13 protein-coding genes are annotated in these 13,811 nt (G+C 67.0%); 8 read left to right on the top strand and 5 right to left on the bottom strand.

Going from position 1 to position 13,811, the window contains the following annotated elements; genetic code table 11:
* Nucleotides 1-12 precede the first annotated feature (12 nt).
* Entirely contained in the window at nucleotides 13-792 is a 780-nt protein-coding gene (locus ABV518_RS13360; protein ID WP_367767738.1) for a nitrilase-related carbon-nitrogen hydrolase, read from the top strand.
* Here the strand turns inward: ABV518_RS13360 and ABV518_RS13355 are convergent.
* Nucleotides 771-2,411, bottom strand: a complete 1,641-nt coding sequence (locus ABV518_RS13355; protein WP_367767555.1) for a PucR family transcriptional regulator ligand-binding domain-containing protein — start codon at nucleotides 2,409-2,411, stop codon at nucleotides 771-773. The genes ABV518_RS13360 and ABV518_RS13355 overlap by 22 nt on opposite strands.
* A gap of 100 nt (nucleotides 2,412-2,511) precedes the next feature.
* Between ABV518_RS13355 and ABV518_RS13350 the strand changes: the two genes are divergently transcribed.
* Nucleotides 2,512-4,050 carry an amino acid permease gene (locus tag ABV518_RS13350; protein WP_367767554.1) on the top strand — a complete coding sequence of 513 codons (1,539 nt, stop codon included), beginning with the start codon at nucleotides 2,512-2,514 and terminating at the stop codon, nucleotides 4,048-4,050.
* Nucleotides 4,047-5,741, top strand: a complete 1,695-nt coding sequence (locus ABV518_RS13345; RefSeq protein WP_367767553.1) for a flavin monoamine oxidase family protein — start codon at nucleotides 4,047-4,049, stop codon at nucleotides 5,739-5,741. Before ABV518_RS13350 ends, ABV518_RS13345 begins: the two co-directional genes overlap by 4 nt.
* Here the strand turns inward: ABV518_RS13345 and ABV518_RS13340 are convergent.
* Genes ABV518_RS13340 through purU form a run of 3 tightly spaced genes read right to left on the bottom strand, consistent with a single transcriptional unit; the run spans nucleotide 5,738 to nucleotide 7,874 of the window.
* The gene (locus ABV518_RS13340) at nucleotides 5,738-6,256 is read right to left on the bottom strand and encodes a gamma carbonic anhydrase family protein (protein ID WP_367767552.1); all 519 of its coding nucleotides are present in this window, start codon (nucleotides 6,254-6,256) and stop codon (nucleotides 5,738-5,740) included. The two genes, ABV518_RS13345 and ABV518_RS13340, sit on opposite strands and share 4 nt — an antisense overlap.
* 27 nt (nucleotides 6,257-6,283) lie before the next feature.
* Nucleotides 6,284-6,970: a class I SAM-dependent methyltransferase gene (locus ABV518_RS13335; RefSeq protein WP_367767551.1), complete on the bottom strand. Its 687-nt coding sequence runs from the start codon at nucleotides 6,968-6,970 to the stop codon at nucleotides 6,284-6,286.
* Nucleotides 6,971-7,013: 43 nt separating this feature from the next.
* The gene (gene purU / locus ABV518_RS13330; RefSeq protein ID WP_367767550.1) at nucleotides 7,014-7,874 is read right to left on the bottom strand and encodes a formyltetrahydrofolate deformylase; all 861 of its coding nucleotides are present in this window, start codon (nucleotides 7,872-7,874) and stop codon (nucleotides 7,014-7,016) included.
* A 275-nt stretch (nucleotides 7,875-8,149) separates the two neighbouring features.
* On the opposite strand from purU, the gene glyA reads away from it, so the two are divergent.
* Complete coding sequence (glyA, locus tag ABV518_RS13325; protein WP_367767549.1) at nucleotides 8,150-9,448, top strand: serine hydroxymethyltransferase; 1,299 nt, start codon at nucleotides 8,150-8,152, stop codon at nucleotides 9,446-9,448.
* 8 nt (nucleotides 9,449-9,456) lie between these two features.
* A complete protein-coding gene (locus ABV518_RS13320) occupies nucleotides 9,457-10,350 on the top strand; it encodes a bifunctional methylenetetrahydrofolate dehydrogenase/methenyltetrahydrofolate cyclohydrolase (RefSeq protein WP_367767548.1) in 894 nt (297 codons plus the stop codon).
* 88 nt (nucleotides 10,351-10,438) lie between these two features.
* Here the strand turns inward: ABV518_RS13320 and ABV518_RS13315 are convergent, their stop codons facing one another.
* Nucleotides 10,439-10,879: a CHRD domain-containing protein gene (locus ABV518_RS13315; protein WP_367767547.1), complete on the bottom strand. Its 441-nt coding sequence runs from the start codon at nucleotides 10,877-10,879 to the stop codon at nucleotides 10,439-10,441.
* Nucleotides 10,880-11,106: 227 nt separating this feature from the next.
* On the opposite strand from ABV518_RS13315, the gene ABV518_RS13310 reads away from it, so the two are divergent.
* From ABV518_RS13310 to ABV518_RS13300, 3 genes are read left to right on the top strand one after another with little or no spacing between them, the layout of a single operon-like run.
* Complete coding sequence (locus ABV518_RS13310) at nucleotides 11,107-12,036, top strand: ABC transporter ATP-binding protein (protein WP_367767736.1); 930 nt, start codon at nucleotides 11,107-11,109, stop codon at nucleotides 12,034-12,036.
* Entirely contained in the window at nucleotides 12,029-12,880 is an 852-nt protein-coding gene (locus tag ABV518_RS13305) for an ABC transporter permease (RefSeq protein WP_367767546.1), read from the top strand. Before ABV518_RS13310 ends, ABV518_RS13305 begins: the two co-directional genes overlap by 8 nt.
* Nucleotides 12,877-13,710 (top strand): ABC transporter permease, encoded by an 834-nt coding sequence (locus ABV518_RS13300; protein WP_367767545.1) that lies wholly within the window; start codon nucleotides 12,877-12,879, stop codon nucleotides 13,708-13,710. Before ABV518_RS13305 ends, ABV518_RS13300 begins: the two co-directional genes overlap by 4 nt.
* The last annotated feature ends 101 nt before the right edge of the window (nucleotides 13,711-13,811 follow it).

Raw genomic sequence — 13,811 nt, 5'->3', positions numbered from 1 at the left:
CTGCTGGCCCTGATGCAGGCAAACGCCCGCGTACTCGACGTCGATGCAAACTGCGCCGCCCTGGAAGCGGCCGCCCGGACGGCCGCCGCGGCAGGCGCCGCCGTCCTGGTCACGCCCGAACTGTTTGCCGTGGGCTACGCTCCGCTGCGGCTCCGCGCGGAACTGGACCCCGCAAGGCTTCCCGCCGTCAAGGAAACGATGAACGGCATCGCACGCCGGCACGGGATCGCACTGGTCTACAGCCTGCCGTCAGTCACGGACGCCGGCAGCTGGCACATCACATCCACGCTGGTGGACTCGGCCGGGGTCGAGCTCCTCAGTTACGCAAAGGTGCACCTCTTTGGCGACGATGAACGCGCGGCGTTCAGCTCCGCCGCGGCGGGTCCCGCCGTCGTCGATTTCAACGGGTTCCGGACGTCCATGGTGATCTGCTACGACGTGGAATTTCCGGAAATGGTCAGGGCCGCCGCGCTGGCCGGGGCAGAGCTGCTCCTGGTGCCCACCGCACTGGCGCACGGTTTTGAGTCCGTTCCCCAGGTGCTGCTGCGGGCCCGGGCTCTGGAGAGCCAGCTGACCGTCGCCTATGCCAACCACTCCGGAACCGAGGAGGGCGTCACGTTCCTCGGCGGCAGCGTCATTGCCGGACCGGACGGTTCGCTGCTGGCCGCGGCGGGGCCGGGAACCGAAATCCTCTACGCCGAGGTGGATCCGGACGCCGCCCGAAAAGCCCGTGAGGCGGTGCCCTATCTCCGCGAACGCCGCCCCGAGCTCTACCGGTCCTGGAGCATCTGAGGCTCGACGCCGTCCACGTACTGCAGCGCAATCCACAGTTCCGCCCGCACCTGGGCGCTGCCAAGGTCCATGGACAGCAGTTCCGCCAAGGCGTTGATCTGGCGCCGCACGCTGTTCCGGTGCATGCCCAGGACCTTGGCGCTGGCATCCCAATTGCCGTTTTCGCCCAGCCACGACTTCAGGACACTGAGCTGGGAGCTGCGGCGGTCCGGCTCCTGCGCCAGGACCGGTTCCAGCAGCCGGGCGGCAAGCAGGGTGCCCGCGCCGCGGCCCAACAGCCCCGTGACAGACCAGCTGACGTCATCCACGCGGACACTTTCTCCGCTGGCCTGGACGCGGGGCCGCAGCGCCGCCGCACGCTGGTAGGCGGCAGGAAGCCCGGCCATTTCCGTGGGTTCGCCCACCACCAGCCGCCAGCCGAGGTCCTCCACCTCATGCAGCAGCGCGTCGTCCACCTTCAGCCTGGTGACTGCGGCAAACCCGTAGTCCGTCAGCTCCACCATCTTGGTGTCGAACAGCCTGCGCCACTGCAGCAGCTCCCGGACCGGGCCTTCCGCCGACGCAGACGCCGCGGCATCCGCGCGGACGCCCTGGACCACCCGCAGGGCACCGGACCGGGTCCCGGAAACGCTTTGGGCGAGGAGGTCCCTAAGGACATTCAGCTGCCGGGTTGAGCCGGCGGCCAGGCTTTCGGGATGCAGCAGCAGTGCCGTTGCCAGCTGGCTGGGGGCGAGCGAGCCGCTGGTGCGCTGGCGGACCAGCAATTCCAGCAGCCCCACCACCGAGGACACCACACTGTTCTGGGCCGGGGTCAGCGGCCTGTCGGTACCCAGGATCAGCGCCCCGAGGGTGGCGTCCTTGGTGCTCCGGAGCGGGTGGCCGAACACCAGGGCTGACCCGTTCGCGGGCAACGAGTCCGTCTCCACCCGCGGGCCGGTGCCGGTCAGGAGCCGCTTCAGCAGCGGCTGCAGGATGGAAGGCTCGACGGCGGCCGCCGGGCTGGTCACGCCGGTTCCGGCTGCTGCGGCCCGGGCACGCACCCGGCCGTCCGCCCCGAAAAGCTGGGCCCACACCGGGACGCGCTGCGCCAGGGCGGAGAGCAGCTCATGCTCGGGCCTGGCCGACAGCACCGCCCGCATCAGTTGCCGGTTGGTGTCCGCCAGTTGACGGAAGACGCGGGCGTTGCCGGATTCCAGGAGCTGGGAGAACTCCAGGCCGATGGCGGCGAAGGGGACGCTGTGGGGAATCCGGACCAGGGTGAGCTGATGGCTTTGGCACGCCGAGAGCACGGGGTCCGGGACGGCGTCGAAGTAGGGCTCCAGGCCGAACCCCAGGGCAGCGACGCCTGCGCCGACCAGCCGACGGACATACGCCTCCGCCCGCTCCGTCGTGCCGCCGTCGTCCAGGAACGGCAGTCCCGCCGTCAGGATGAACTCCCCGTCCAGCAGGTAGGGCGTGGGATCCTCCAGCTCGCTGGACTCCACCCAGCGCAGCGGCGCGCCGGAGTTGCCGGCATCGTGCAGGACGGTGAGGTCCCGGGGGAGTGCTGCCAGAAACTGGCCCAGGGTCACCGCGTCCAGCTGTTCCGAGCTATCCGCCCGTGGTGCATTGCGTCTCATGAATGAAGACTATAGGTCACTTTGCACATCATTGAGATGCCGCTCACACACCTACGCTGGGTAGGGGAAACCGACAACTACTCACGAACGGACGTCAACGATGACTGTGCCAACACTCTCCGGACCGGCCACGGGCCGCGAGGCCGGCCGTCCCGGGCTGGGCGCGCAACTGCTGCGCCGGAAACCGATCGGACAGATGGTCAGCGAAGCGGAAAGCGGGCACGGCGGACCGAAACTGGTCCGCAGCTTCGGGATCCTGCAGCTGACCATGATCAGTGTCGGCGCCACCCTGGGAACCGGCATCCTGGTGATCCTGGGCGAATCCGTCCCGCTCGCCGGCCCCGCGATCTGGATCTCGTTCGCCATCGCCGGATTCGCCGCGCTCCTGTCCGCAGTGTCCTACGCTGAAATGGCGGGCATGGTCCCGGTCGCCGGTTCCAGCTATTCCTACACCTACGCCACGATGGGCGAAGGCATGGCCTGGATCTGCGGCTGGTGCCTGGTCCTCGAGTACGCCGTCTCGGTCGCGGCCGTAGCCGTGGGCGCAGGCCAGTACGTGAACGAGACCCTTGCCGTGTTCGGGCAGGTCCTGCCCGACGCCATCTCCCAGCCCCCGGGCGACGGCGGCCTGGTCAACATCCCGGCCATGGTCATCGTGGTGCTGGCAACCATCCTGCTGGTCCGCGGAGCCAAGGAAAGCGCCTGGATCAACACGTCCATCGTGGTGATCAAGGTGGGCATCCTCCTCTTTTTCTGCGCCGTGGCCTTCACCGCCTTCAACGCCGGCAACTTTGAGCCGCTCCTGCCCATGGGCGCCGCCGGAGTTTCCGCCGCCGCGTCCCGGGTGTTCTTCTCCTACATCGGCTTCGACGCCGCCTCCACCGCCGGCGAGGAAGCCCGCAACCCCAAGCGCGACCTCCCCCGCGCCATCATGCTCTCCATGGTCATCGTCACCACCATCTACGTGCTGGTGGCCGTCGCAGCCATCGGCGCCCGCCCGTGGGGCTGGTTCGACGGCACCGAAGCGGCCCTGGTGAAGATCCTGGAGGAAACCACGGGCCAGCCCTGGATCGCCCTCATCTTCGCCGTCGGCGCCGTCCTGGCCATCGCCAGCATCGTGCTCACCGTCCTCTACGGCCAGACCCGCATCCTGCTCTCCATGTCCCGTGATGGCCTTATCCCGAAGATCTTCGGCCGCGTCTCGCGCCGGACCGGCACCCCCGCGGCCGGCACGCTCCTGGTGGGCACCGCCGTCGCCCTCACCGCCGGGCTGGTCCCGCTCGGTGCCCTGGCCGACGCCACCAGCATCGGCACGCTGTTCGCCTTCGCCCTGGTCAACGTGGCCGTGATCTACCTGCGCCGCACCCGGCCCGAACTGGAGCGCACCTTCCGCGTGCCGCTCTTCCCCCTGACCCCGGTCCTCGGTGCGCTGATGTGCGCCTACCTCATGGCCAACCTGGGCGCCGATACCTGGGTGACCTTCGGAATCTGGATGCTGGTGGGCCTGGCGGCCTACTTCGGCTACGGCCGCCGCAACTCCAGGGTGGCGGCGCTGAGCCACGAGGAATACCGTGAGCTAAGCCGCCCGGAATCTTCAACACTGTCCACCCCCGAACCAACGAAGGCAGAGCTTCCATGACCGTCGCCACCGAACTCCCGGCTTCCGACCCGTCCAGCACGCAGGCCGGCCCCATCACCATGCTGAACCCCGATTTTCCGTTCAGCTACGACCACTACCTCGCCCACCCGGCAGGGCTCGGGGCGGTTCCGCCGGAGCTCTACGGCGCCGAGGTGGCAGTTGTTGGCGCAGGCCTTTCGGGCCTCGTCACGGCGTACGAACTGATGAAGCTGGGCCTGCGCCCTGTCATCTATGAAGCAGACCAGATCGGCGGCCGCCTGCGCACCGCCAGCTTCCCGTCCGCTCCAGGCGTGGTGGCCGACCTGGGCGGGATGCGGTTCCCCGTGTCCGGCCGGGCTTTCTACCACTATGTGGACCTGCTGGGCCTGGACACCCAGGACTTCCCCAACCCGCTGGCACCCGTCACCTCCAGCACCGTGATTGAACTGGCCGGCCAGAAGCACTACGCCGAGACCGCCGAGGACCTGCCGCCGTTCTTCCGCGAGGTGGCCGATGCCTGGAAGGCCGCGGTGAACGACGGCGCGAAGTTCGCCGAAATGCAGGAGGCCATCCGGGCCCGCGACACCGGCCGGATCAAGGCCCTCTGGAACGAACTGCTGCCGCTCATGGACGAGCAGACCTTCTACGGGTTCATCGCCGGAAGCCAGTCATTCAAGGACGCCGGCTTCGCGCACCGTGAGGCGTTCGGCCAGGTGGGCTTCGGCACCGGCGGCTGGGACACAGACTTCCCCAACTCCATCCTGGAAATCCTCCGCGTGGTCTACACCGACGCGGACGACCAGCACCGGCTCATCAGCGGCGGAGCGCAACGGCTCCCCGAGGCACTGTGGCAGCACACGCCGTCGGGCATGGCCCACTGGCCCGACGGAACCTCACTCGCCTCCCTCCACTCCGGCTCACCGCGCGGTGCCGTGGGCAGGATCAGCCGCGATGCCGACGGCGGCCTCCGGATCCGGGAGCGCTGGGGCCGCGAGGCCAGCTACCCTGCCGTGGTGACCACCTGCCAGTCCTGGCTGCTGTCCACGCGCATCCACACGGAGGAGGCGCTGTTCCCGGCCGAGCTGTGGACCGCGATCGAACGCTCGCACTACATGCAGTCGTCCAAGACGTTTGTGATGGTGGACCGTCCGTTCTGGAAGGACACCGATCCGGACACCGGGCGCGAGGTGCTGTCCATGACGTTGACGGACCGGCTGAACAGGGCCACCTACCTCCTCGATGACGGCCCCGACAAGCCGGCCGTAATCCTGCTGTCCTACACCTGGAACGACGACGCCCTCAAATGGCTCGCGCTGGACGCCGACGAGCGCGTTGAGCTGATGCTGCACTCGCTGGAGCAGATTTACCCGGGCGTGGACATCGCCAGCCACATCGTGGGCCAGCCCATCACGGTCTCCTGGGAAGCTGATCCCAACTTCATGGGTGCGTTCAAGGCGAACCTGCCGGGGCATTACCGCTACCAGCAGCGCCTGTTCACGCACTTCAAGCAGGACAAGTTGCCTGAATCCCAGCGTGGGATCTTCCTTGCCGGGGACGACGTGTCCTTCACCGCAGGCTGGGCCGAAGGAGCCGTGACCACGGGCCTGAATGCCGTGTGGGGAGTGGTGAACCACCTGGGCGGTTCGTCCGCGCCGGACAACCCCGGACCCGGAGAACTGCTGGACACAATCGGCCCGATCAGCCTGGATTAGCCGTGAAGTTCGCGGTGCGCCCGGGCCAGTTCGACGTAGCGGGCGGCGTTGGCCTTCACGCCGTCGAACTCCTCGTCGGTGAGTTCCCGCCGTACCTTGGCGGGGACCCCGGCGACGAGTGACCGGGGCGGCACGACCGTGCCCTCCAGGACGACGGCGCCGGCCGCCACCAGCGAGCCGGTGCCGATCACCGCGCCGTTGAGCACCGTGGCGCCCATGCCGATCAGGCAGTCGTCCTCCACGGTGCAGCCATGGACGACGGCGGCGTGCCCCACGCTGACGCCTGCCCCGACGCTGCAGGGGAAGCCGGGGTCCGCGTGCAGCACCACGTTGTCCTGCAGATTGCTGCCGGAACCCACGGTAATCGCAGCGGTGTCAGCGCGGACGGAGACGCCGTAGAACGCACTGGAGTCTTCGGCGAGGGTTGCGTTGCCGATGATCGATGCGGTGGGGGCGACGAAGGCGGAGCCGTGGACGGCCGGTGATGCGCCGGCGAAATCGTAAAGAGGAGCCATGGGCCAAGCCTAGGACATCCCCGACCGCTAGTAGCTGGGGGAGGCGGGGGTGCGGAGGATCAGGAACTGGTAGTGCTGCGTCCAGTGCCCGGCGCCCGGGCCGGATTCCTCGCCGGTGCCTTCAGGCCAAGTGACAAAATCCTCGATCGCGCCGTGCCGTCCGAAGACCCGCCGCACTGTTTCGTCGCTGCGCCGGCTGAAGAACCGCCGTGGTTCAAGGTCATCCTCCGGGTTCAGCACTTCTTCGTCGTCACCGGACCAGAGGCCGACGGCGATGGGCGCGTTGGGTGCCGTGACGCGCACCAGTTCGCGCAGGACGCCGTCGATATCCGCGGCGGGGATGTGCAGCAGCGTGCTCATCGACCACACCGCGGGAAATGAGCCATCGGCGAAAGGCAGCCTCCGGGCGCTTGCTACCGAGACAGCGAGGCCTTTGGCCCGGGCCTGCCGGACGTGCTCCTCGGAGAGGTCAACACCGGTGTAATGGATGCCGGCCTGGACAAACTTCAGGCCATCCTGGCCGGGGCCGGAGCCGATCTCCAGGACGTCGTGGCGGCCTTCGGACTTCAGCAGGCTGATGAACCGCCCGCGCGCTTCCACCCGCCGCGGAGACAGGGGATGATCCCAGCCGGACGCGGCACGGCGGTTGTAGAACTCGGCGAGGTGCTGCTCGCTGCCGGCTTCCCCCATCCCAACCCCGGATGCTGCGTCCATGCTGGTCCCCGTCCCTCAGTTGAAGCCCGCCAGTTAATACCTGTCAGTTGAAGACGACGGTGCGGTTGCCGTCCAGCAGCACCCGGTGCTCGGCGTGCCACTGGACCGCCTGCGCCAGCGTGCGGCCCTCCACGTCCCGGCCCATCTGCACAAACTGCTCCGGCGTGCGCGCGTGGTCCACCCGGATCACTTCCTGCTCGATGATCGGTCCCTCGTCCAGCGCGGCCGTGACGTAGTGGGCGGTGGCGCCGATCAGCTTGACGCCGCGGGCGTGGGCCTGGTGGTAGGGCTTGGCGCCCTTGAAGGACGGCAGGAAGGAGTGGTGGATGTTGATGGCCTTGCCGGTCAGCTCAGCGCAGAGGTCATCCGAAATGATCTGCATGTAGCGGGCCAGGACCGTCAGCTCGATGTCGTGCTCGGCCATGATGGCCCGCAGCTTGTCCTCGGCCTGGGCTTTGGTGTCGGGCGTGACCGGAATGTAGTGGAACGGGATTCCGTAGAACTCGGCGAGCCCGGCGAGGTCCCGGTGGTTGGAGACAATGGCGGGGATCTCGATGGGCAGCGTGCCGGAGCGCTGCTGGAACAGGATGTCGTTCAGGCAGTGCGCCGATGTGCTGGCCATCAGCAGGGTGCGCACTTTCTGGCCCACGGCGTTGAGGCTCCACTGCATTCCGAAGGCCTCGACCACCGGCTCCAGTGCCGCCTTGAGCTCGGCCTTGCCGGCCGCCGTCGTGACCTCAACGCGCATAAAGAAGTTCCCGGTGGCAGGGCTGCCGTACTGCTGGGAGTCCGTAATGTTGCATCCCGCCACCAGCAGGGCACCCGCCACGGCGTGCACGATTCCGGGGCGGTCCGGGCAGGACAGGGTTACTACATACGCTTGGTTCAGCTGCTCATCACTCACGCCTACCAGCCTACCCGCGCCCGCCGGGCGTCTTTGGTAGTCTTGTGGGGTCGCAACTGGCGTTGGGTGGCTAACCACCAGGGAGCGGCAATCACGAAGACCACGGATCGTACGCCTGGGCCGAGGGTCATGTCTTGCCGGACAGTGCTGCAAACCCTGATGGGGGAGCAGTACCATCCTGCGCACTTTCACGCCCTGTCATCAAGGGGCGGGGGCGTGCGCCAGCCGGTAGCCTGACCTTTAGCAGTGCCCGTATCCCTAGCCAGGAGTTTTTCGTGACTACTACCGCCACCACAACAGCCGCAGTCAGCAACCAGTCGCTGGCCGAGCTCGATCCCGAAATCGCAGCAGTCCTCGACCAGGAACTTGGCCGCCAGCGCGGCACCCTGGAAATGATCGCTTCCGAAAACTTCGCCCCGCGCGCCGTGATGGAAGCCCAGGGCTCCGTCCTGACCAACAAGTACGCCGAAGGCTACCCGGGCCGCCGCTACTACGGCGGCTGCGAATACGTGGACATCGCCGAGCAGTTGGCCATCGACCGCGTGAAGGCCCTCTTCGGCGCCGAGTACGCCAACGTCCAGCCGCACTCCGGTGCGCAGGCCAACGCCGCTGCGCTGTCCGCCATGATCACCCCCGGTGACAAGATCCTGGGCCTGTCCCTGGCCCACGGCGGCCACCTGACCCACGGCATGAAGCTTAACTTCTCCGGCAAGCTCTACAACGTCGCCGCCTACCAGGTCGAGGAAGACAACTTCCGGATCGACATGGACAAGCTGCGCGAGCAGGCCATCGCCGAGAAGCCCCAGGTCATCATCGCCGGCTGGTCCGCCTACCCGCGCCACCTGGACTTCGCCGCTTTCCGCTCCATCGCCGATGAAGTGGGCGCGCTGCTCTGGACCGACATGGCACACTTCGCCGGACTGGTGGCAGCAGGCCTGCACCCGAGCCCGGTGCCGTACTCCGACGTCGTCACCTCCACCGTGCACAAGACCCTCGCTGGCCCCCGTTCCGGCGTGATCCTGGCCAAGCAGGAATGGGCCAAGAAGCTCAACTCCAACGTCTTCCCGGGCCAGCAGGGCGGCCCGCTCATGCACGTCATTGCGGCCAAGGCCGTTGCGTTCAAGATCGCCGGCACCGAGGAATTCAAGGAACGCCAGGAGCGTGTCCTCGAAGGCGCCAAGATCATCGCCGACCGCCTCAACCAGGCCGATGTCGCCGAAGCCGGCGTCTCCGTCCTCACCGGCGGCACCGACGTGCACCTGGTCCTCGTTGACCTGCGCAACTCGCAGCTGGACGGCCAGCAGGCCGAGGACCTCCTGCACTCCGTAGGCATCACCGTGAACCGCAACGCTGTGCCGTTCGACCCCCGCCCGCCGATGGTCACCTCCGGCCTGCGCATCGGCACCCCGGCCCTGGCCACCCGCGGCTTCGGCGCCGACGAGTTCACCGAGGTCGCCGAGATCATCGCCACCGCGCTGAAGGCCGGCTCCGCCACCGACGTCGAGGCCCTGCAGTCCCGCGTGGACAAGCTCGCCGCCGACTTCCCGCTCTACCCGCAGCACGAGCAGTGGTAACCCCGTCCATGGCGCAGACCGCGAAGATCCTTGACGGCAAGGCAGCAGCTGCAGCCATCAAATCCGAGCTGACCGAGCGTGTCGCGGCCCTCAAGGCCCGCGGCATCACTCCCGGCATCGCCACCGTGCTGGTGGGCGCGGACCCGGCCTCGCAGCTGTATGTGTCCATGAAGCACAAGCAGTCTGTGGAGATCGGGATGAACTCGATCCAGCGCGAGCTTCCGGCGGATGCCACCCAGGCCCAGGTTGAGGCCCTTATTGACGACCTCAATGCGGACCCCGCCTGCCATGGTTACATTGTGCAGCTGCCATTGCCCAAGCACCTGGACACCGACGCCATCCTTGAGCGGATCGACCCCGCCAAAGATGCCGACGGCCTGCACCCGACCAACCTTGGCCGGCTGGTGCTCAACGTCAACGGCGAAATTACCTCGCCGCTGCCGTGCACGCCCCGCGGCGTCATCGAGCTCCTGGAGCGCAACGGCTACAGCCTCGCCGGCAAGCATGTCGTGGTTGTTGGCCGCGGCGTCACGATCGGCCGCTCGATCGGCCTGCTGCTCACCCGGCGGGCCGTGAACGCCACCGTGACCCTGACGCACACCGGCACCAAGAACCTCTCGGAGCTGCTGCGGCAGGCGGACGTCATTGTGGGCGCAGCGGGTGTCAAGCACATTGTCAAGGCCGCGGACGTCAAGCCGGGCGCGGCCCTGCTCGATGTCGGCGTCACCCGTGAAAGTGACCCTGAGACGGGTAAGAGCAAGGTCCACGGCGACATCGATCCCGCCGCTGCCGAGGTAGCTGGCTGGATTTCGCCGAACCCCGGCGGCGTCGGTCCCATGACCGTGGCGTTGCTGATGACCAACGTGGTCGAAGCGGCGGAACGCCAGGCGGGAATCGTTTAGCACCGAGGCAAAAAAGCAACGCCCGACGGCGGCGCGCACCTTTCACTCAAGGGCGTGCCGGCGTCGGGCGTTGTCTGTTAAGCCGCGGCTACTTCAGCTGGCCGCGGATCTCGCCGCCCGGGAAAAGGGCGTTGTGCACGTTGATGTAATAGGCGCCCGGGCTGGCCTCGATGGCGGACAGCGCGGCCGCACTCGCCGTGGTGCAGGTATCAACCGTCCAGTCGGTGCCGCTGACCACCTGCAGCGGAACGACTACCGGACCGGCCACATTGCGGGGTCCGATGTGGATGTGGGCCGCCGTGGCCGGGGCGGACAGGGCGCGGGCCGTCAGCGTATAGCAGAGCTCGGTGCCGTCTATCGTGTAGCTGAACGAGCCGCCGGCCCCGGTACTGACGGAGTCGGCCTCCTGGCCGGTGTTCAGCGGAATGGCGGGCACGCCTCCCGGTTTTGCCTCGGCAGGGGCGGTGATCCCCAGGAGGGAGACGATGGCGGCTACCACCGCGGCGGTCCTCAACCCGGAACTTTTCATGATGCGTCCTCAACTAGAGATTTTTGTTCCACCCTCCAGTGAAAGTCACGCTACGCCGGGGCCCCAGCCCGCACAATAGCCCACGATTGGGCTGGCAGGCGGTGCCGCCGTCGAACGTTCTTGCCGTCCAAGTGCAAGTCCTCTTTCACATTCCGGAGGGCTGAACTAGTCTGCGGAGGGTGCAGAATAGAGCCATCGTGTCCTCCAACCCCTCCGCCGGCCAGCCGATCAAGCAGCACACCGTGATCGCCGCGAAAGACCTCCGCAAGACCTATGGTGATGTGGCCGCCGTCGACGGGATTTCCTTCAGCGTTCCGGCAGGCGAGTCCTTCGGGCTGCTCGGCCCCAACGGCGCCGGGAAATCCACCACCATGAAAATGATCGGCGGGGTCACCCAGCGCACTTCCGGGGACCTCAGCATCATGGGCCTGGACCCCGACAGCCACGGGCCCGAGGTCCGCGCGCACCTGGGCGTGGTGCCGCAGCAGGACAACCTGGACGAGGAGCTTCGGGTCCGGGACAACCTCCTGGTCTACGGCCGCTATTTCGGCCTGCCGATGAGCTACCTCAAGCCGAAGGCCGACGAGCTGCTGGAGTTCGCGCAGCTCACTGACAAGGCGAAATCCAAGGTCGATGCGCTCTCCGGCGGCATGAAACGGCGCCTCACCATCGCCCGCTCCCTCATCAACGAGCCGCGGATCCTGCTGCTGGACGAACCCACCACCGGGCTGGACCCGCAGGCACGGCACATCCTGTGGGACCGGCTGTTCCGGCTCAAGGAACAGGGCGTCACGCTAATCCTGACCACGCACTACATGGATGAAGCCGAGCAGCTGTGCGACAGGCTGATCGTGGTGGACAAGGGCCGGATCATGGCCGAAGGAACGCCGGCGCAGCTAATCCGGGAGCATTCCACCCGCGAGGTGCTGGAGATGCGCTTCGGATCGGAGCGCAACGGCACCATCGGCGCGGAACTGCAGGGGATCGGTGAACGCCTCGAAGCGCTGCCGGACCGGGTGCTCATTTACGCGCACGACGGCGAAGCCGCCCTTGAGGAGGTCACTTCCCGCGGCCTGCGGCCGCTGACGTCACTCGTGCGCAGGTCCTCGCTGGAGGACGTTTTCCTCCGCCTGACCGGCAGGAGCCTCGTTGACTGAGGATGCTGCCCTGACCGCGACAGCGGCCCGCGCCCATTCGCCGGAAGTCTCCGCCGCCAGGGCCCGGCGCTGGGGCGCCTTCTACTACGCGGAGCAGATACTCCGGGTGATGTGGGGGTACGGCTGGTCCATGCTGATGTACAGCGTGGGCCAGCCGGTGGCCTACCTCTTCGCCATGGGAGTGGGAATGGCAACACTGGTGGATGCCGAGGACGCAGGCGCCTTTGGAGGTGTCAGCTATCTGGCCTTCATTGCCCCGGCTCTTCTGGTGTCCGCGGCCGTCATGACCGCCGCCAACGAGTTCACCTTCCCGGTGATGGGCGGCTTCAAGTGGCGCCGGACCTTTTATGGGCCGCACGCGTCGCCGCTTACCCCGGAGCAGATCGCGGCCGGCCGCATCATTGCGGTGACGGTGCGGCTGTTGCTGCAGTCCGCCATCTACTTCGCAGCCGTGGCGTTGTTCAATGCCTCTCCCTCCGGCTGGGGCTGGGCGGGCATCGTTGTGGCCACCTTGGCGGGGTTGTCCTTCGGCCTGCCGCTGATGGCTTACTCGGCGTCCATCAAGGAGGACAAGGGACAGTTCGCCCTGGTAATGCGGTTTATCGTGATGCCGCTGTTCCTCTTCTCGGGCACGTTCTTCCCGCTGGACAGCCTTCCGTTGGCAGTCCGCTGGATTGGCTGGATCTCGCCCATCTGGCACGGCACCGAACTCGGCCGCGTTTTCAGCTACGGCTACCAGGAACCGCCGGTCCTCACGGTGGTGCACCTCGTGGTGCTGGTGGCGCTTGCGGCGCTGGGCTGGATCCTCACCAAACAACAGTTCGTTAAAAGGATGGGGCAATGAGCACTGTCACTGGCAGCCACGCCGTGGCAGACGAAGCCCGGAACAGGACATTCGGGCCGCTCTATTCGCGTAATGCCAAAGCCGTGATCTCCCGGGGCCTCATGGCAACCAAAAGCACCAACTGGCTGGTGATGCTGTCCGGGTTCTTCGAGCCCGTGCTGTTCCTGATTTCCATGGGGGTGGGCCTGGGCGCCATCGTGGGCGCCGTGCAGGGACCCGACGGGACGGAGATCAGCTACGCGGCCTATATCGCTCCGGCACTGCTGGCCGTCTCCGCCATGAACGGCGCGGTGTACGACTCCACATGGAACGTCTTTTTCAAGATGAACTTCGCCAAGCTCTACCAGGGCATGCTCTACACCTCCCTGGGGCCGCTGGATGTGGCCCTGGGCGAGATCTTCCTGGCCCTGCTGCGCGGGCTGCTCTACGCCACCGGATTCACGGCGGTGATGGGCCTGATGGGGCTGATCACCACTCCGTGGGCCATCCTGATGATCCCGGCCTCCGTGCTGATCGCCTTCGGCTTCGCCAGCCTGGGGATGGGGATTACCAGCTTCCTGAAGACCTTCCAGCAGATGGACTGGATCAACTTCATCATGCTGCCGATGTTCCTGTTCAGCGCCACGTTCTACCCGCTCAGCGTCTACCCGCAATACATCCAGTGGCTCATCCAGGCCATGCCGCTTTGGCACGGCGTGGAGCTGCTGCGCCAGATCAGCGTCGGCGCCTTCACTCCGGCCACCGCCATCCACGTCGGCTACTACCTGCTGATGACGGCGCTGGGAATGCTGCTCACCACCGTCCGACTCCGCAAGCTGTTCCTGAAGTAGCGCCCCACCCCAACTAAGTAGCAGCAGATGTCGTTATGAGGGCTCATAACGACATCTGCTGCTACTTAGTTGAGGATGTTCGCCGGGGGTGGAAGGTACCG

The organism is Arthrobacter sp. HS15c (assembly GCF_040812005.1).
In the GTDB taxonomy this organism is placed as follows: domain Bacteria; phylum Actinomycetota; class Actinomycetes; order Actinomycetales; family Micrococcaceae; genus Arthrobacter.
The sequence above is the reverse complement of the archived record's forward strand: the minus strand, read 5'-3'. Positions and strand labels throughout refer to the sequence as shown.